Source organism: Spirochaetota bacterium (assembly GCA_017999915.1).
Taxonomy (GTDB): domain Bacteria; phylum Spirochaetota; class UBA4802; order UBA4802; family UBA5550; genus RBG-16-49-21.
Window position 1 is genome coordinate 24,985 of record JAGNKX010000027.1, and the last position, 19,181, is coordinate 44,165.

Below are 19,181 nucleotides of genomic sequence, written 5' to 3' on the forward strand. Positions count from 1 at the left end.
CATTATGCCGGCGCTGCTTTTAGCCACCCTTTGTCATTCTATGTAATGTCATCGCGGCTTTTCGTATTTCCTGAGATAGCGCTTGGCAAAAGAGGACTTGTGCACCTCGTCGGCGCCGTCGTAGATCCGCGCGGCCCGCTCGTGGCGGAAGAAGTAGGCCAGGATCGTGTCGTCGGTCATGCCGAGGCCGCCGTGGACCTGGAGGGCCCGGTCGATGACGTGCTGCATGGTGTTGGCCACCACGAACTTGATCAGGGCTATGTCGTCCCGGGCCTCCTTGGCGCCCAGGTTGTCGATGCGCCACGCCGCGTTCAGGGTCATGAGGCGGGCGGCCTGGATCTCGGCGGCGGACTCGGACACCCAGTTCTGCACGGTCTGCCGGGTGGCCAGGGTCTTGCCGTCGGCCGTGATCTTCCGCTCCGACGCGCGGCGGCACATCAGGTCGAAGGAGCGGTTGCAGATGCCGATCCAGCGCATGCAGTGGTGGATCCTGCCCGGGCCCAGGCGGTCCTGGGCGATAACGAAGCCCATCCCCTCTTTCCCGAGGAGGTTCTTCTGCGGCACCCGGCAGTTCTGGTAGAGGATCTCGCCGTGGCTCGCGTAGTCGCTGCCGCTGTGGCCCATGACCGGTATGTTCCGCACCAGGTTGTAGCCGGGGGCGTCGGTGGGCACGATGATCATGCTCGCCTGCTGGTAGGCTGGTGCGTCAGGATTCGTAACCGCCATGACGATGGCGAACTTCGATCCGTCGGCGCTGGAGGTGTACCACTTGTGGCCGTTGATGACGTAGTCGCCGCCGTCCTTCACCGCCGTGGTCTCCAGCATGACCGGGTTCGAACCGGGCATGTCCACCTCGGTCATGGAAAAGCAGCTCCGGATATCGCCCGCGGCCAGGGGCTTCAGGTACTGCTCCTTCTGCTCTTTGGTGCCATGGAGGTGGAGGATCTCGATGTTCCCCGCGTCCGGGGCCTGGCACCCGAACACGTAGTGTCCCAGGGGAGAGCGCCCCAGCGATTCCGACACCAGGCCGTGCTCGACCAGGGTGAGTCCCATGCCGCCCAGGTCCCTGGGGATCTGGGGGCCCCAGAGCTCCATCTGCTTAACCATTTTTCTTTTTTCCGCCAGGGCGGGGACCATGTCGCGGAACTCCGCGGTAAGGTACTCCTGCTCCAGGGGGATAAGCTCCTTGTCGACGAATTCATCAATCATCGCGAGAATGGTTTTCATTTTGTCTGATATTCCGAAATCCATAATTGCCTCCGGGGTGTTTCCTGATTATTCCTCCCCCTTGATGGGGGAGGTCAGGTGGGGGTGAATTACTGCTGATTGTGTCAGGCGGTTGAATCACCCTCCCCTGTACCGCGTTCCCGGGATGGGGTTGATGCCAGCGCAGGCACAGTAGGTGTCGAATGCGTTGGTATCCCATCGAGGGAAGGGGCTGTAGAATAACCTAATGAGCTATTCTATAAAACTAATATATGGGTGAGGGTATAATTAGTCAAGAAAAAAAGAGCGAACGTTCGTTATTTTTTATTTATGGATATCAGCTCCGCAGGGGGATATTTTTTCCTTGATTTCCCAGCTTCGGACCGATATCAATACTAAAAGCAGGATAGGGATGGGCTGAGGGTCCGACGCGCCGTCCCGGTGGCACAAACAATCGCGCGGGGTACCAACCATGGCCGTTGCCGAAGGCAAAATATTCGAATTTGAAGATGAAACCGGCATCCGGGCGGATTTCCTGGAAACCATCGATTATGGGGGAAATCCCCAGGAGATCACCTACGAAACAGACGAGTTCAGCGCGGTCTGCCCCTTTTCAGGGCTTCCCGATATCGGCAGGATCATTGTCGTTTATATTCCCGGTACCAAGCTCGTTGAATTGAAATCCCTAAAATACTATTTCGTATCCTTTCGTAACGTCGGCATCTACCAGGAAGCCGCGACCAACAGGATCTACAACGACCTGTACCGCTGCCTGGAGCCGAAGTATCTCATGGTCAGGACCGTGTACAACGTCAGGGGAGGGATCCTCTCCACCTGCGTGATGGATTCGGAGAAGATGAAGCGCTGATGGATTTACGCGGAACAACAAGGGGGTTGGATCATGCTTGATAGAAACGCGATACTCCTCGCCCCGGTCAGGTTCGTCGATTCCCTCCTGGACCGGATCTGCGCGGCCCTGGGGGCCGTGGCCCTGGCCCAGTTTCCCCAGTTCTGCGCCCAGTACATCCAGCGCCTCGGCGGCCACGCGGACGAGGCGGCGCGCAACATCGAGAAGTACCGGGAGATCGCGAAGGAGACCGGGAAGAGCCTCTACCAGTACAGCCAGCACCTCCTGAATTCGAAGGACCCGGCGGTGTTCAAGACGGGCCAGAAGATAGCCGGCGACCTGGAGCGGTACAACCAGCTCGCCGCGGCCCTGAAAGAGCTGCAGAACGCGCCCTCGTATAAAAAGTTTATCGTGTTCATCCAGAATGTCGATCTCGACATCGCCCGGTCCACGCTGAGCAATTTTATCCCCGGCCTGCCGGTCACCGTGGAGGGGGCCGCCTATGCCGCGGCCGGTATCATCATAGGCATGATAGTCTATTTCTGCGTGAGCAGGCTCGTCATCGTGGCGGTGAAAAAGATCGGGGGGAAGAAGAAGCCGGTGATGAACCCGATGGCACGATGATGCTAAATTCCCTCCCCCTTGAGGGGGGAGGGTGGGGTGGGGGTGACTAGATGAAAGGACACCCTCCCCCGGCCCCTCCCATCAAGGGAGGGGGGAATGCAGGGAATAATTACACCCGAGGAAACCATTGAACAAACCTGAAGAGATTCTCATACCCTATGACAAGATGAAGGAGCAGATCGAGAAGGAGCTCCTCTCCTATTACGACAAGGGGGACGCCGGGGACCTGGCCCCGCCCCGGATATCCTTCGAGAAGGGCGCCACCCTTATCGCCTTCGGGACCCATCCCATAACCTCCCCCGTGCTGGTGGACTTCCTCCTGGTGGTGAAGAAGTATCTCACCCACGTGCGGGTCCACTCCTTCGACAGCGGCTACTACGCCTTCCAGGCCCTTAACAGGAACATCTTCAAGACCGAGAACATACTGGACAATATCAAGGTGGAGTTCTTCGTGCTTTCCACGTCTTCCAAGGTGGAGATAACCAAGAAGGGGAACCTCTCCCAGGAAGAGGTGAACATGGTCATCGAGCTCTTCCAGCACGCCCGCGCCGCGGTCCGGCAGGACCCGGCGCACCGCCTGCGGATGCTGGGGGCCTCCATCGTGGAGCCGGACAAGGACCTGGGCTGGGACTACATCGCCGGGTACGACGAGGTGAAGCGGAAGATACGGGAGTCGATCATCCTTCCCCTGAAGAATCCCGACATGTACGATTCCATCGCCCGGATGACGCGGAAAATCTTCGAGTCGAACCGCCCCCGGGCCATCCTCTTCGACGGCGCTCCCGGCGTGGGCAAGACCACGGCGGCGCGGATCATCGCCGGGGAGTCTGAGCTCCCCCTGGTCTACGTGCCCGTGGAATCGATCATGTCGAAGTGGTACGGCCAGTCCTCCCAGAACCTGTCCCAGGTCTTCGACGCCTGCGAGGACATGGGGGGCGCCATCATCTTCCTGGACGAGATCGATTCCCTGGCCGGCTCCCGGGACCAGAACATGTTCGAGGCCACGCGCCAGGTCCTGTCGGTGCTCCTGCGGCGTCTCGACGGCATCGATTCGGCCGCGACGACCATCACCATCGGGGCCACCAACCGGAAGGACGACCTGGACCACGCACTGATAAGCCGCTTCGACCAGACGATCCTTTTTCCCCTGCCGAACGCGGCTGAACGGTCCGCCATATTCGGGAACTACGCCAAGCACCTGGACGGGGATGAGTGCTCCCACCTGGGCGAGCGTAGCGAGGGCCTCTCCGGCCGCAACGTGAAGGATATCTGCGAATTCACGGAGCGGCGATGGGCCCGGAAGATCCTCATCAAGAAGAGCGAGCCGACGCCGCCTCCCTTCGATTTCTACCGGCAGTCGCTGCGGATCTGGAAGGAGACGAAGTGATCGATCGGGGAAAAGGTTCCTGCAGACCTTGGGGCATGTGGGTTTATATCTGATTGCGGAATTATAATAACACCATAGGAGAAAAATCAATGAAATCATCCTTGCTGATGACCGGCATAGCCATCGCCGGGTTTCTGGCCATGTCAGTGTTTACCTTCGCTGATCAAAAGCTCTCGGAGCATGAGGAGAACTTCGTTAAAAAATGCACGGCCGAATGCGGAAAACTGAAGAGAGCGGACTGCGGGGATATCCGCGGGCAGCTCGTGAAATTCGTCACCGCCACTTCGCTCATGGGCGAAAATAATCCCCTGGCCTTTGAGGACATGAATTCGGCCGGGAACAGGCTGGCTGATATGTGTCCCCAGGCCATGGCCAATCGGAGTTTCTAGTGCGACGGGATGATGGGAGATCCCATTACGTCGATCGATGACTCCCGCCTGGACGTTTTCCGCAACGTGCGGGACCGTGATTTAAGATCCGAGGGGATCATGATCGTCGAGGGACATCACTGCGTGGAGCGGTGCGTCGCCGCCGGTTTTGATGTCCTGTCCGTCCTCTGTGAAAACGGCCGCCATGCGGGGCCCCTGGCGGACCAAGTCCGCATTCCGGTCTACGGCGTCGGCCGCGATGTCATGGAGCGGGTCGCCGGGTACGGGTTCCACCGGGGCATCATGGCCGCGGCCCGCAGGCCCGCGGCTCTTGCCGCCAATGAATTCATTTCAACGTTATCCGTGGAGTGTCCCCTCGGCATCGTCTGTGTCGACCGCTGCGCCTCAGGGGAAAACCTCGGCAGCATCGTGAGGAGCGCCCATGCCTTCGGGTACGGCGCGGTCATTGCATCGGCCTCGGCCGATCCCTTCAGCAGGCGCGTGATCCGCGTATCCGCGGGGAGCGTCTTCTCGGTTCCGGTCATCGAGGCTGAGGACATGGGGGAAGTCGTCCAGGCGCTAAAGCGCGTCGCCCGGTGCCGGGTCTATGCGGCGGTCACGGACCCTTCAAGCGCCGCCTTTGACGCGTGCCCCGTGGCGCGGCGCCGGGCCGTGCTCCTGGGCAGCGAAGGGTCCGGCCTCTCCGGGGACCTCGCCGCCCTGTGCGACGAGGCGGTCCATGTGCCGATGAGCGGCGCCATCGACTCGCTCAACCTCGCCGTGGCCGCGGGGATCATATTGCAGAGATTCGGCATTAATTCCCCTGGTTCTCCGAGATGGTGAATTCCTTGGTGAAGACACCGTCGGTTGAGAACTGCTCATGGTTGCGGCAGCGGGCATAGACGCGGAATTTGAGCTTGTCCCCGGGCTTGTAGCGCAGGCCCGCCGTGCCGCAGTTCGATTTCGGGTTCCATTTCACCGTGTTCCCCTCCCGGGGGAAGTTGCTCCCTTTCTGCACGTTGTTCAGGAAGGGCTGGAACATCCAGAGCTCTCCCTCGCCGCTGGAACAGCGGCCTCCCCTGGCGCGGATCGTCACCGTGTCGTCGAGGTTGCAGGGGATTTCGTCGTCCCTCGGATCATAATCGAAGCCGGTGATCTTCTCTATGTAGGGATCCGGGTCCTTGACCGTTACGTAGGTTATTTTTTCGGGACCGTCGGCGGAGACCTGTCCTGTCCTCGAGTTGCGCGCCATGACGAAGACAGTGGTTTTCACATTGTCGCCCTTCATGAATTTTTGCACCGGGTACTCGAATTCGTTGCTTCCGAGCCACTCGGTCTCCCGGGGGGCGTGGCCCTCGAATTCGAAGCGGAACCTGTACTGGGCCGGGAAGTCGACCTTTGACGCCGTGAGCTTCGCAGTGGCGCTCGCCGGCACGGGTTTCGACGTGTCTATGTTGATTTTCAGGTGGTCCGGCGGATAGCATTTCTTGGCGCTGCCGCAGTCCTCCTGTGGATTGACCCAGAAGCCGGTCAATCCCACGGGGCCGCCGAATATGATCTGGGCCCAGGTCCAGGTGAGTTTCACGCCGCATCCCCGGTTTTCAGCCTTCACGCGGGCGTTCTGCAACACGATGATGGCGGCCATGACATAGCAGATCGGTTCCAGGATCTCCGACATGAACCCGATAAAGTGCACCATGTGCTCGGTCAGTTCCAGCACGGTCTCGAGGATCCACATGTAATCCTCGCCGACGAAAAGGTAGAGGAACCATATGGAGGAATCCCACTTTGACTCGCCGTGGTCGCTTCCCCCGGAGCGCGGCTGTTTTTTCCGGCCCTCCGGGAGCAGCGTCTTTCCCTTCAGGGAGATGAGCACCCTCAGGTCGCCGCTTTTCACATAGGTGTCGAAGACGCCGGATTTTTCCACGAAGAACCAGAAGTCCCGGTCGTTCATGGCGGCGACGCCCCGCGAGAGCGCCTCGGTGAGGTGTCCATTGACAGTGGCTCCGGGTCCCTTCCGGGCAGCCGTCACCAGTGCCCGCATCATGCTCTCCTCGCCGGTGTTCGGGTGGCGGCCGGCGTATTCGTCTGTTACGGCCATGGCGCCGTCAAAGTCACCGAGGCCGCAGAGGACCTGGGCCTTGAACAGGTAGGCCCTCCTGCCGTGGCTTTTGCCGATTTCATCATCGAGAAGGTTCACTGCCTTTCGCAGATATTCCCGCGCCTGGTCAGCCTTACCCTGGTGCCTCAGCACCCCTGCCATGAGGATGTTCAGCTTTATCTCGTCGATACCCGACGGTCCCGATGTTGTGGGCCCTTTCGGCCGGACCGGGTCGTTCGTGTTTCTCACCGCGGTCCTGAGGTCGCGCAGGGCCCCTGTCCGCTTTCCGTCCCTATCGATGAAGCCGCCCCGGCCGTCCTCCACCACGAGGACCAGGTCGTCGTGAAAATCATCGGCGAAGGAGAACCGGTTCTGTACGGCAAAGCCGCCCTTGTGATCAAGGTAGCCCCACAGCCCGTCCTTCTTCACGGCCGCGCGGCCGCGGTAGAACGGGTCCGCCGCCTGGAACTGTGGATTGATCGCGTTTTTGCCGTTCTTGCCGATGTAGCCCCAGAGGGTGTCGATCTTCACCGGCGCCAGGCCCGTGTCCCTGTCGAAGTTGCCCGCTCCGTCGAATTGAGGCTGTATGATCATAGCGTTCCGCTGGTTGATATATCCCCAGGCATCGTCGCTCTTATCGGTCCGCACCGGCGCGAGACCTGCGCAGAAGTCCCCGGTATCGCGGTAGGTCGGGTTTATTTCTATCTTTCCCTTCTTTTGTATGAAGCCCCATCTGCCGCCGATCATCACGGCGGCGCGGCCCTCGGAAAAGGACCGGGCCCCTTCGAATTGCGGCGCAATGGCGAAGTCCCCGCGCCGGTTGATGAAGCCCCAGGATCCCTTCACCCGCACCGCTGCCAGGTCCTCGGAAAAGTCCCGGGCTTCGTCGAACCGGGGATTGATCTCCATGCGGCCGCTCCGGCTGATATATCCCCACATGGCGACAAGCTTCACCGCAGCCAGGCCCTGGGAAAAGGGGGATACCAGGGCGAACTGCGGGGGCACCGCCACCCTGCCGTGACGGTCCGCGAATCCCCATTTTCCCTTAATTTCGTATCCAGCCAGTCCCTCGGAAAAGGTCATGGCGTCCTGGATGTCATCGGTGGTGACTCTGGCCTGCCGGACGCATCCGGCTGCGATGATCAGAAAGAGAATGCCTGCATTACCGATCCATTTAATTATCATCGAAAAACCTCCCTGGGTATCGCGGCTGCGGCACGGGCGTATATGATATAGTCGATGGACAGATCTTTCCATCGACTGATACTCAATGGCTGTCATGGTCGCCCGTAACAGTATACATAACGTACCATACCCCGGCGGAATGGTAAAGTGGAGGGAGTCCTTTATTGTGGTAGGATTGGAAACGAATCACCTGTCGGGTTTTGTCTTACATGAGGAAGCTGACTCTCACCGCTGAATCATTTTTTGTATTGACGGGCGGTTCGATGGCACTACAATGAAGACGAGGATTCGAGACAGCGCTTTCATTGCGACATATTCCTTCGAGGTATCGATACGTGGAACCAGTCATCGCCAGCAGCCTCTGCCGCTTCCGCATCACCGACGAGCACCTTATTACCGACAAAATAGTCAAGGAGCATATAGCCAGGGCCTTTGCGGAAAACCGCTGCTACGAGTTTTACCTCGACCGCGACGTGGTGGGGAGCATCCGCGCCGGGGAGCCCGTGGAGCTGTACCGGGAGCGCTTCATCGACATGCGCAACAGCGCCTTCGATATCGTCTCGAAGGGGGACCAGACCGTGCGCGGACGGCTCATGAGCGACATCCGTCTCTCATCGCGGCTCATCACTTCCTTCGTCTTCGCGCACCGGGCGACGGCCGAGGCGGACTTTGATACCATCATGGCGCGGCGCTTCGTCATCGTGAAGGAATTGCCGGGCGTTCCCACCATATTCCATATCTCCCCCGAGACCACGGTGATATCCCACGTGGGGCAGGGGCCGCCCTGGACCGAAATCCCAACCATTTACCTGGGCCTGAAAATCTTCGACGCCCTCACGGCGGAGCAGAAGCGCGGCGCCGGAGTGAAGCTCTTCGGCGCCTTCAAGCTCCTCCTCATGATCGAGGAGCGGGCCATCCAGACCGGTTACAACCACTCGGTGGTATATCCGCCGGCGGTGTCCCGCTCCCTGAATTTCCTGGTGGACGAGACCCTGCGGAATGCCCAGCAGTTCGAGATCGAGGAGGCCCCGGGGGAGGTCGTCGAGAAGCGGGTCCGGAAGTTCAGCGAGGCGAGCCGGGCCAAGTACCTGCGCGAGCTGGACGCCCGGGTTCACGGCGACATATTGAACTTCCACTACGAGCGGAACCTGGAGGCGGTGAAGTCCCTGGAGCGCCTGGCCCGCCGATACAAGATGGCCGGAGATGCCGCCTCCCTCCGCGAGATCGTGCGGCTCCTGGTGGCGGCGTCGGGCCACGACATCCACGAAATCAGGAACAGGGCGAACATCGTCCTGGAGAGGATATTCGCGCCCAAGGAGTTCGACGCGCCCCTGGCCACGCGCTTTGCCAATGTCCCGGTGGGACAGGCCTACCGCTTCACCTTTGAAATACCGGGCGCCCCGGTCATGTACCACCTGCGGATCTACCGGAACAGCACCGGCGAGAATATCTTCCTCGAGAAGGACATCGATTGTATCGAGATACCCCTGGTCCACGAGGGCGGGGAGCAGTACGCGGCGGAATACATCTTTGACCGGTACGGTCATTATGATTTTACCGTGATTTTGAAGAAGAGAAAGAACGCCGCCTGGGTGACCCTGCCGGGCCTGTCGGGAAGGATCAACGCCATGCCGGACATCAGGGGCGAGATCATCCTCGAAATTTTTGCGGATATCCACGGCCATACCAGGACCTACTGGACCGACGGGAACGGCCACCCGGGCCTGGTCTACAACGAGAACGGCGAGGTGATACGCCTGGGCAGGTTCGCCGACGTCACGGCGCACCTGGAGGACATCAAGAAGACGTACAGCGTGACCACGATCTACCTTCTGGGTGTGCAGAAGCGGGGGCGCAACCACGATGACTGGGCCCCGAACGCCACATCGCCGTCGCCCTTCTCGCCCATGAGCCTGGTCGACATCGAGCCGGCCCTGGGCGGTGAAGAGGAGCTGAAGGAGCTCATCGGGAAATGCCACCGCATGGATATCAAGGTCATCGTGGATATCATCCCCCACATCAATCGCTCCAGCGATCACCTGTCCGACGCCTTCGCGGTCAGGACCTACGACGACGGCGGGAACCTGGTGGTGCGCGCCTCCACGGACGGGCGCTACGGCTCCTGGAACGACGGCAAGCTGCTGAATTACCGCATGTTCGAGGTGTGGGAGTGGCTCTCGGATTCCATCACCTCCCTTGTCGAGCGGTTCGATATAGACGGGATACGGTTCGACTCGGCCCACGCCGTCCCCATCATGATGAAGAAGAACAACTTCCCCTTCGTGTTCGAGCGGAAGCGGGAGCTCGCGGAGATGGTGGAGGGGACCATCATCGTCAACGACCGCGAGGACGACCATTACGTCACGACCGGGTACTACGACTCCGCCTGCCGGGACCTCATCGCCGTGCCGCTCCATTTCTTCCTCATGCTGAACGTGGAGAAGAAGATGAGGCAGCTGAAGAAAGAGTTCTTCATCAACGTGGCGGAATGCTACTGGGGCCACGAGCGCTTCCTCACCCGCACGGGCCTCATTCCGTACAACTCCTCGCTCTTCAAGATCTGCGAGAACATCATCCACGGGAAGACGGACGTGCGCGAGATATACCATATCTACGACAGCTACTTCCCATCCGCCCTCCCGGAGGGGACTGAGATGCTGGGTATCCTGGGAAACCACGACGAGCGCAGGGCCCTCAACACCTTCGGGCACCGGGGCCTCCGCGCCGCCGTGGGACTCACCTGCTTCATGAGCAGCGCCATCATGGACTACGAGGGGAGCGCCGAGGGCGAGGGATGGAAGGTCTACCTGGACAACATCTACGTCAACTGGAACCAGTTCGAGTACGCGGCGCACCGGAGCCTGCAGCCCTTCTACGGCGAGTGGTACAGGTTCCACCGCGAGGAGCGGGGAAAGGGATATCTCATCTGGGCCAACAACACCATGGTGGCGGCCGCGGCGAAGTTCGTGGGAGAGGAGATCTGGCTCGGTGTGTTCAATTTCGCCGACGCGAACCAGAACGCATCCCTCCAGTTCGACAGCCCGGTCCTGCCGATACCGCGGGACCGGTGCTACCGCCTGAGCGATCCCCTCTACTCGAACCTGACGGGCCATTATAACTACTACACGGGACGGGAGCTCGCCATATCACACGTTAACACCGTGGTCTCCTTCACCGAGCGGGTGAAGCTCCTGAGGCTGGAACCGGTTGACCCGGCCGAATACTACCACGACTTCCTGAGGGATTCCTTCTTCAGGCTCTGCCAGATGTCCAATGTGCAGCAGATACAGAGCAATTTCGCCTATGAGGAAATGGCGAAGAATTGCGGGACCTACGAGGCAATCACCGCCTTCATCAAGGAGCACCTGGTGCCGGTGTTTTTCAAAGAACACCGCGATATGATCGACCTGGGCCTGAAAAGAGGGGCCTTCTACCTGGTGAGGAGCGGCATCCTCAACGGCCGTACCGCCCTTGAGTACGCCCGGAAGATGTCCCTGGACACGGACCTGGCCCTGGCCGCCATCGGCAGGGACCTGATCGAGCACAACCGGCGGGGCGCCCTGGTCTTCATGTCCGCCGAGGCGGAGCCCTTCTCCAAGAGCGGCGGCCTCGCAAACGTCGTGTACGAATTGCCCCGGGAGCTGGTGAAGCTCGGCGAGGAGGTCTTCGTCATATCGGGCTACTACAGGCACGGCGACGACAAGTCGGTGCGGAAGATGCAGGATGCCGCGAAAAAGTACAACCTGACCTACACCGGCGTTAACGTCTCCTTCAAGATCATGGGGGACGATTACCAGGTGGGCGTGCACCACGCCGATGTGGAGGGGATCCACTACTACCTCCTGGACCATCACGAGTTTTTCGACGGCCTCTACTGGGGGGTCACGTCGGTCGAGAAGATCAGGCGCCGGGTGGCCTTCTCCCGGGCCTGTGTCGAGGTGATCACCGCCTTCAACCTGAACCCGAGCTATACCTTCACCAACGACGCCTACGCCGGGATCTTCAACGGCATCGTCAAGTGCGACCACTTTTACCTGAACAGTCCGGCCTTCGGGAGAAACACCTTCCTGCATATCGTCCACAACGGGGGGTGGCAGTACTTCGACGCCTACCACCGGATGGAGAACGGCTTTGACCTGTTCAACCTCTTCAACCTTCCCACGTGGAACGCCGGGGACTTCTGCGATCCCGTGTACCCGGAGCGGCTCAACTGCATGGCCGCGGGAATACGCTTCGCGGACCGCGTCATCACCGTGAGCCCGTCGTACGCGCGGCAGATCGAGTACGCCTGCGACGGCCTGGAGCGGATTTTAAAAAACGTCATCGGCATCAGCAACGCCATCGGCAGCGACTTCAAGGTCAACCTGATCAAGAGATTCGAGGCTTCGCGCTTCGTTGCCGGGGCGTACCCGCTCTTCGCGGAGCATGTCAAGTCGGACGACGCCCTCCGCGCCAAGCTCGAGGAGAGGTATCCGGAGCTCCTCGGGGGCCAGAACGGCGTCGAGGCGGTCGCCGACAAATCGCGGCAAGCCATGCTGATGCGCCTGCGCAACAAGCTCTACCTCCAGTGCGCCCGGGGGCTGAAGGTGGACCCGGACATTGTGCTCTTTTCCTATATACACCGCGTATCGGAGCAGAAAGGGTACCAGCTCCTCCTTGAGGCATCAGAGGGGATATTCAAGAACCTGAAGTTCCAGGGCGTCATCGGCGGCGCTGTGTCTTCCGGCGACCGGCGGGGCGAGGAGATAGCCCACGGTCTCTACCTCCTGGGGCAGTATTATCCCGACATGGTGAACGTCTCCCTCGGCTTCCAGGATATAACGGCGCCCCTGCTGGCGTCGGACCTCTTCCTCATGCCGTCGATGCACGAGCCGGGGGGAATATCGCAGCTCGAGGCCTTTGCCGCGGGAAACCTGGTGGTGGCCCGGGCCACCGGCGGTCTCCGGGACACGGTCTTCCCCGTCCAGGTGCAGGGCAACGAGATCAAGGGGAACGGCTTTCTCTTTACCGACTTCAATTCATGGGCCTTTTACGACGCCATGGACCGGGCACTCCAGTTCTTCAGGCAGAACAGCGAAGATGTGATCCACCGGGTCCGAACGAACGCGGAAAGGTCCGTCTACTACTGGGACCGGCCGGCCAGGGAATACGTTGAAACCATATACACGGTCACGGAAACCATCAGGGTGCTTGAATGAGCGCCCGGGGATTGCATATTCAGCGAAACATAAAAAATGGGATAGTATTACTATCCCATTTGTTGCGAAAGGTCTTCTAATGACCGCCCTAAATGTATCAATGGAAGACCATAAGAGTGTAAAATGATTAATATTATATTCGGCAGCGACCGTGGAAAAGTTTAGCGGTTTTTTAAAAAAAATAAAAAATAAGGATAGTATTCCTCCCCTGACCGTTCTAATCAGGTGAAAGCTATTAAAATAATGAAGAAAATGAAGGGCTGGCTTCTGTTGCTCATGATGGCCGCCGTCGCAGGATGTACCGCCGAGGTACGCGACGATGAGACTATGACCGGGAAGATTATCTCCAGTTTTGAGGGCGAACCGGTGGTGCCGCGCAGCGCGAACCGCCTCTTTGTCATGGCCCCGGTGAACGGCACCGGCGTTGACGCACTTTCGTCCCGACTCCTGAACAGGATCAAGGCCGCTGTAAGCCTTGACGGAAGACTCGGCATCGATCCCGATGACGCGCAGGCCGACCTGCGCCTGGAAGTGCTCATCACGAAATACATGATACAGAATGTTTCCTTTGACGCCATCGGCCGGGCCGTGCGCAAGCGGATATGGATGACCGCCGACGTGCGCCTGGTGAACCTCAAACGTAACAGGGTCATCTTTTCCGAGCCGGCGATCCAGGCCTTCAGGGTCTATTCGGACCTGGAACAGCCTATCGAAAGGGAATCCCGGGTGTCGGAATACGTTCTGGACGAGATGGCGAAGCGGATCACCTCCAAGACAGTCACCGGATGGTACACCGACCAGATGACCGAGATCGAAAAGGGAAAGCCCGGTGACACGATAAAGATACGCGGCGAGGGAAAACAGCCATGACCACCAAGTATCCGAACGCGAAACAATTCAAGCGGGAGCTCGACGGCGACCGGCTGGAGCAGCGCTATCTTTTCCTCGGCGAGGAAGAGGGGGACAAGGACAAGATCATCAACCGCATCATGGTGATGGCCTTTGACGATCCCGTTGAGCGGTCCCATGCCGCCGGCAGGTTCCATGTCGAAAACGATGAATTCCTTGCCGGTGCCGAGTTCATCCTGTCGACGCCGCTTTTTTCCTCCAAGCGGGTGTGCGTCATGTATAACATCGACAGCCTGTCTGCCGCCCGGCACGGGAGCGTGTTCCAGGAGATGGTCCGGGAAATACCGGGGCAATCGATCCTGATCCTGACGACGCGGGAAGTCAGGCCGCCGGCCTTCATGGCCCCGGTGCTGGATCGGTTCAAGGTGGTGCAGTTCTGGCGCTATTTCGACAGCGATATCCACGCCTACATCACGGCGGCCATACGGAAGCTCGGCCTCGAGATAGACGACCGGGCGGCGGAGCTTCTCGTGGAGCGTACCGGCAACGACATCAAGAAGATCGACGACGCCATCGACATGATAAGGTACTCCGGGAAGACGGGGCTGGTCGATGCCGACCTGGTGAAGAACTGCGTTGACGACGTGAAGGACGCCTCGGTGTTCGATTTTGTCGACGCCCTGTTCCGGAAGGACCCGAAGGCCCTCGGTCTGTGCAAGAAGGTCAAGGAGGACGAGACGCCGGACCTCAGGATCCTCTACCTGATCACGCGCCAGGCCGAAATGATCGAGACGTATTACGCGCTGGTAGGGAGCGGGGTGCCGCCCGAGGAAGCGATGACCAGGGCCGGCGTGTACAGCAAGAACAGGGAGAAGTTCTGGCGCTATACGGAAACCTTCCCCCGGGAGCGGCTCAGGCGCGTTTTCGCACTGATCAGCGGCACCGACTATTCGCTGAAAAGCGGATCAGCCTCGAAGGATCTGATTGCCAGCCCGGTATTCAACCTGGTGTCTGACATTCTCTTTACCATGTAACTGGAGGGTGTGACCATGAAATCAGAAAAACTATCCACCGGCAGAGTGAAAGCGGCGCGGCCCCACCTGCTCCGCCTAGTGTATTGCCTTTTTATCTTTTCGTTTGTTCTTCCCTATGTCGACGTGGTGGGATGTTCCACGAAAAAACTCTCCACCTACCGGGGCTTCGACCTGATCACCGGGACTCCTGCAGTCTTTTACCTGATCGCCATGGCCCTGTTCATCGCCATGATCGCGTTCTCGTTTTTTCGGAAGGAGCCCTCGCGGTCCCTCGGGGCATTCGGGTCGGCCTGGCGGGCCATGGCCTCCGCGGCAGCCGGCTTCATCATCGGATTTCTACCGGGCATCCAGTTTCTCTTCGATAATGTGTATATGCTTGCGGGCCAGCTCCTGGGAATCGCCTGCACGGCCATCGTGTTTATGGACGGCACGGCGGTATCGATCGGGAATTACGTCGCACTCAGGAAGGAGACGCCGCGCGTCCCGGGCGCCACGGCGCTTCCGATGGTCCTGTCGAAGGTGCATTGGGTCGCCCTTATTTTTTCCCTGGCACTGGTCCCCCTCTACGGGTATTCTCTCCGCGGCGAGGCCATGATCGCCGTTATGTATTTCATCTTCCTGTCCATTCCCTTCGTGCTCTCCCAGCTCATCGTTCTCCAAGGGGTGAAGCGGGGCGAGCGGTGGACCCTCCGGTGGGCTCCTGCGGTATGGCTCTTCCTGGCGGGTGTGGCGGTCCTAACGGTGATAAGCCTGTTTTGACTATTCGGCATTGTCGGGCGCTCCGCAGGTTCCGCACAAATCTTGACATGCTGTCGACGGGCGGAACTAAAATCCCGATGCCAATCCATGATTGAATGTAGGGGTTTTGGCACTGCAAAACCGGGCCGCAGCCGGAGGGATAAGCGCGAGTGCGGAGCATCGCAGGCCTGTCTAAGCCGGCCCGGGGAGCGGAGCGGCTATGCCGCGTTATTTAAGGTTAGGCAGCCCCTCGCAATAAATTAGTATTTATCTTCACTGTTTACAAAAAACAAGCGGCAATAATTCAATTACGAATCGGGCGAAAATTAATTCTCTGCCCAAGATCATACATAAATTTGCCCTTATCCAAAATCACTTTGACCATATCGTTGTTTTTAACATCAGGGCTATCATTGACGATACCTCCTTCTTGAATACGAATGACTTTATCTTTATAGAAATAATACCGCATCTCTTTCTCCCATTTGTAATTTGACTTTTTAAAAATATTGCCATCACTTTCCTTTGCATAATAAAAAAGAACCTTCCCATCTGTCGAATAAAAGAATTCTTCATAATATACTCGTGATTTTTCTGATAATTTTCCTCCAAATTGGTAATAACATATAGATTTGCGAAGACGCTGATTTTCATTAACGTCATTATCCGGTTTTGTCGGGTCTATAATGTAAAGCTCCCGGTAAAAAGTTACCTTGTTGTACACGAGAAACGTTATGGGCATTGCACTCTGGCGTATTTCACAAGTCGATATATTCGGATCGCTTTCTTTATCTGATTTTAAAAATATATTAGTAATTGTATTATACTCGGCCTTGATGTTGGTAATTTGAGAGCTATCAGCCGAATAGGCTATTGAGTGGAAAAACAAAAAAATAGCTATTAAAGTGTAAAATGTGGGTTTCATAGCAACCTCAAAAGTTTTATAATCAGTTTGTCCGATTCTAATACAATAATCTCTCCGCACAATGTATTGTAAACGAAAGCGGGCAAATTAAAAATATACGAATACTGTACTGATCTTTTCTGTTCTAATTGATTTCGCATGATCATCAAGAAAGTTGCAGTAATTTCAATAAATTTCTAGGCCAATGTCCAGGACTTTTCCTGTTGACATGTCCCTTTTTTATAATTTACATGAGAGGGAGCAGGTGCTGATTATAGTTGGCCAAGATTCCTTGATTTTTAATATGAGGTAATAGAAGTGAAAAAATTATTTATTCTGACATTCTTCATCTCGGCAATAATAATTTTTCTGGCTATTTTCATTGTAACCGACAATGCATTTGCCGTATACAAGTTTAGAGAATATTCAGTATATTCAATACATTGTATTGGTGCAGGACCCAGACATGAAGGTAAGGGAGATACCTCTGTAGTAGTACCTCTCCATAGCGCTGAAGATACCGAGAAGCATGCATTGCATGTTGCTCACAGCAGGAGTTTAAAAAATTGCAAAGCAGAAAAAAATGTAGTATCATTTAAATAGCGGAATAGACATAAAAAATATATTCAAAAAAGGCTTTTCTTAGTGTACAGGCCGGCAGGACGCCGGAACCCACCGAAAAGAAAAACATTAAGGCTGTGCCGTATGTCGCTTAACATCTCAGGCGTAGCCGAACCTGGCGAAGCCAGGTTGCCGAAGCGCCCCGCCAGCAAGGCGCGTTTTAACTTCCCCAAAACCGCGCCGTAGCTGGCGGGCAAAGCGCGAGGCCGAGCAGCACCGCAGCGAGCCTTAGCGAGCGAGGAGCGGAGCGGTTATGCTTTGTTATACGCACGTTTTGCCCCGCTCTTATTCAGGTTTATAATACTTTTCAATAAATTGACGTGGAGATATGATCTTTATTTTTAAATATTCTTTTAATGATAATAAATCATTATCACCTGTAATAATGATGTTAGCTTTTACATATTGGGCCAATAATAAGATATTATTATCATCTTTATCCCGACATAACCCAGGTAAATCACCTTGGGGAATAATTTTATTAAATATATTATCAAGAAATAAACTTACACGTTCAGTTTCTGGTTTGGAAACATGCATTTTGACATCTAATTTTGATAAAACCTCATTGATTATCCAAGGAGATATAAATAATTGATGCTTATCAATACATATATTCAAGACTCGTGAAGATAGACCCTGAGTAATTAAAGCAGATAAAATGACATTAGTATCAAAAACAATTTTCATGAAATATCTTTAAATACATCTTCATCGGTAAAATAGCCGGCTTTTTCTGCATATGGTATGAGAAGATTTCTTAATTCATCAAATTCTTCTTTCACTATATATTTTTCAATAGCCTTTTTTACTAATTCACTTTTTGAAACTCGCAACCGCTTTGCGGCTCTTTCGACCTTGTTTTTAAGTGCTTTATCGACACTAATTGTTAATATTTCTCTCATGATATTTACCTGCAATATTACTGTAATAATATGTAATACAGCTATAAGAATTTGTCAAGAATAATTATAATAATAACGGGGCAAAATGGCGTATAACATTTCAAACATGGCCGAACCCGCGAAGCGGGTTCCCGAGCGCCTCGCCGGTGAAGCGTGTTTTAACCTCCCCAAAACCGCGCTGAAACCGGCGAGATAAGCGCGAGTGCCGAGCACCGCAGCGAGCCTTAGCGAGCGAGGAGCGGAGCGGCTTACGTCTTGTTAAGTGAAGCGGCCGAATAGAGTAAAGTTTATTCGCTTTGAGGCACGGATGCCGAAAAGCGAGTTTTTATAACCCTGTCTTTCTTTTTAAATGTATTACTGGAACAGCGTCCAGAGCTTTAGCAACTCTTCGTAAAAATGATAAAGAGATATTTTTATAATTACCAGATTCGATTCTTGCTATTGCCGGCTGGGAAGTTCCAACTTTATCCGCTAATTGCTTTTGCGTCAACTTATAGCTTTTTCGTAAATTAATAATTTCTTTTGCCAGGCTAAATTCTTCTTCAAGAGAAGTATATTCTTTCTTAAATTCTTTGTTTTTTAATTCATTTTTTAGAAGATCATTATAGTTATATGATTTAATCTTTTTCATATTATGCCTCAATATAAAGTTTCATAAGTTTTAAGGCCTTATCAATTTCAGATTTATTTAATTTTTGCTCTTTTTTGATATAGCCAGAAGTTATAACATAAATATACTGTTCATGATGGAAATAAAACAATCGACATATATTATTGCCAAATTTAATTCTTAATTCAAAAAGATTCTTTGTTCCAGTTACTTTTTTCGTATGTGGCTCTTTCAAAACTGGTCCAAATTCTTGTAATAGTTCAATAGTTCTAAATGCCTTTGCTCGTAATTTAACTTCTAGATTTATTAAGAAATCCTTTGCTGTTTCTAATATAATTACAGAATATTTCATTTAAGTAATATATCAAATATGGTATAATTTGTCAAATAGAATTTATTGATCAAATAAGCCCGCCAGGAAGGCGGGCAAAAAATATCCTGAGGCCGTTTCACTTAACATCTCAGGCGTAGCCGAACCCGGATAACGTATAGTATCTTTCGCACATTTTTCATGCAATAAAAAAGTCCTCTAACTGACGAAAATTAAATTACCACATTTAAAACAGTCAGGAGGAGGACTTTTATGAAAGCTGATAAGATTATC

At 55.3% G+C, this 19,181-nt stretch carries 17 protein-coding genes; 10 read left to right on the forward strand and 7 right to left on the reverse strand.

Annotated features, from left to right (window positions below):
- Positions 1 to 48 precede the first annotated feature (48 nt).
- Positions 49 to 1,251: an acyl-CoA dehydrogenase family protein gene (locus KA369_24040; protein ID MBP7739061.1), complete on the reverse strand. Its 1,203-nt coding sequence runs from the start codon at positions 1,249 to 1,251 to the stop codon at positions 49 to 51.
- 427 nt (positions 1,252 to 1,678) lie between these two features.
- Here KA369_24040 and queF point away from each other — a divergent pair, with 427 nt between their 5' ends.
- The 5 genes from queF to KA369_24065 all read left to right on the forward strand — a co-directional run bounded on the left by queF (position 1,679) and on the right by KA369_24065 (position 5,275).
- Entirely contained in the window at positions 1,679 to 2,074 is a 396-nt protein-coding gene (gene queF, locus KA369_24045) for an NADPH-dependent 7-cyano-7-deazaguanine reductase QueF (protein ID MBP7739062.1), read from the forward strand.
- Between the two features lie 33 nt (positions 2,075 to 2,107).
- A complete protein-coding gene (locus KA369_24050) occupies positions 2,108 to 2,677 on the forward strand; it encodes a DUF2937 family protein (protein ID MBP7739063.1) in 570 nt (189 codons plus the stop codon).
- 127 nt (positions 2,678 to 2,804) lie between these two features.
- Positions 2,805 to 4,064, forward strand: a complete 1,260-nt coding sequence (locus tag KA369_24055) for an ATP-binding protein (GenBank protein ID MBP7739064.1) — start codon at positions 2,805 to 2,807, stop codon at positions 4,062 to 4,064.
- Positions 4,065 to 4,153: 89 nt separating this feature from the next.
- On the forward strand, positions 4,154 to 4,453 hold the full coding sequence (locus tag KA369_24060; GenBank protein ID MBP7739065.1) for a hypothetical protein: 300 nt from the start codon (positions 4,154 to 4,156) through the stop codon (positions 4,451 to 4,453).
- Between the two features lie 12 nt (positions 4,454 to 4,465).
- Positions 4,466 to 5,275, forward strand: coding sequence for an RNA methyltransferase (locus KA369_24065; GenBank protein MBP7739066.1), 810 nt, complete (start codon positions 4,466 to 4,468; stop codon positions 5,273 to 5,275).
- On the opposite strand, the gene KA369_24070 is transcribed toward KA369_24065, so the two are convergent.
- Entirely contained in the window at positions 5,247 to 7,718 is a 2,472-nt protein-coding gene (locus KA369_24070; GenBank protein ID MBP7739067.1) for a WG repeat-containing protein, read from the reverse strand. The two genes, KA369_24065 and KA369_24070, sit on opposite strands and share 29 nt — an antisense overlap.
- Before the next feature lie 335 nt (positions 7,719 to 8,053).
- On the opposite strand from KA369_24070, the gene KA369_24075 reads away from it, so the two are divergent.
- The 4 genes from KA369_24075 (at position 8,054) to KA369_24090 (ending at position 15,558) form a co-directional block, all read left to right on the forward strand.
- Complete coding sequence (locus KA369_24075) at positions 8,054 to 12,916, forward strand: glycogen/starch synthase (GenBank protein ID MBP7739068.1); 4,863 nt, start codon at positions 8,054 to 8,056, stop codon at positions 12,914 to 12,916.
- A 243-nt stretch (positions 12,917 to 13,159) separates the two neighbouring features.
- Positions 13,160 to 13,786: a hypothetical protein gene (locus KA369_24080; GenBank protein MBP7739069.1), complete on the forward strand. Its 627-nt coding sequence runs from the start codon at positions 13,160 to 13,162 to the stop codon at positions 13,784 to 13,786.
- Complete coding sequence (holA, locus tag KA369_24085) at positions 13,783 to 14,799, forward strand: DNA polymerase III subunit delta (GenBank protein MBP7739070.1); 1,017 nt, start codon at positions 13,783 to 13,785, stop codon at positions 14,797 to 14,799. Before KA369_24080 ends, holA begins: the two co-directional genes overlap by 4 nt.
- Positions 14,800 to 14,814: 15 nt before the next feature.
- Positions 14,815 to 15,558, forward strand: coding sequence for a hypothetical protein (locus KA369_24090; GenBank protein MBP7739071.1), 744 nt, complete (start codon positions 14,815 to 14,817; stop codon positions 15,556 to 15,558).
- 283 nt (positions 15,559 to 15,841) lie between these two features.
- On the opposite strand, the gene KA369_24095 is transcribed toward KA369_24090, so the two are convergent.
- Positions 15,842 to 16,462, reverse strand: coding sequence for a hypothetical protein (locus KA369_24095; protein MBP7739072.1), 621 nt, complete (start codon positions 16,460 to 16,462; stop codon positions 15,842 to 15,844).
- A gap of 297 nt (positions 16,463 to 16,759) precedes the next feature.
- Between KA369_24095 and KA369_24100 the strand changes: the two genes are divergently transcribed.
- A complete protein-coding gene (locus KA369_24100) occupies positions 16,760 to 17,044 on the forward strand; it encodes a hypothetical protein (GenBank protein MBP7739073.1) in 285 nt (94 codons plus the stop codon).
- Positions 17,045 to 17,347: 303 nt separating this feature from the next.
- Here KA369_24100 and KA369_24105 read toward each other — a convergent pair whose 3' ends face one another.
- From KA369_24105 to KA369_24120, 4 genes are all read right to left on the reverse strand, one after another.
- Positions 17,348 to 17,752, reverse strand: coding sequence for a putative toxin-antitoxin system toxin component, PIN family (locus KA369_24105; GenBank protein ID MBP7739074.1), 405 nt, complete (start codon positions 17,750 to 17,752; stop codon positions 17,348 to 17,350).
- Positions 17,749 to 17,967, reverse strand: coding sequence for a ribbon-helix-helix protein, CopG family (locus KA369_24110; protein ID MBP7739075.1), 219 nt, complete (start codon positions 17,965 to 17,967; stop codon positions 17,749 to 17,751). The genes KA369_24105 and KA369_24110 overlap by 4 nt, the downstream gene beginning before the upstream one ends.
- A 325-nt stretch (positions 17,968 to 18,292) precedes the next feature.
- Positions 18,293 to 18,598, reverse strand: a complete 306-nt coding sequence (locus tag KA369_24115) for a helix-turn-helix transcriptional regulator (GenBank protein ID MBP7739076.1) — start codon at positions 18,596 to 18,598, stop codon at positions 18,293 to 18,295.
- A gap of 1 nt (position 18,599) precedes the next feature.
- The gene (locus KA369_24120; GenBank protein MBP7739077.1) at positions 18,600 to 18,929 is read right to left on the reverse strand and encodes a type II toxin-antitoxin system RelE/ParE family toxin; all 330 of its coding nucleotides are present in this window, start codon (positions 18,927 to 18,929) and stop codon (positions 18,600 to 18,602) included.
- Positions 18,930 to 19,181 lie beyond the last annotated feature (252 nt).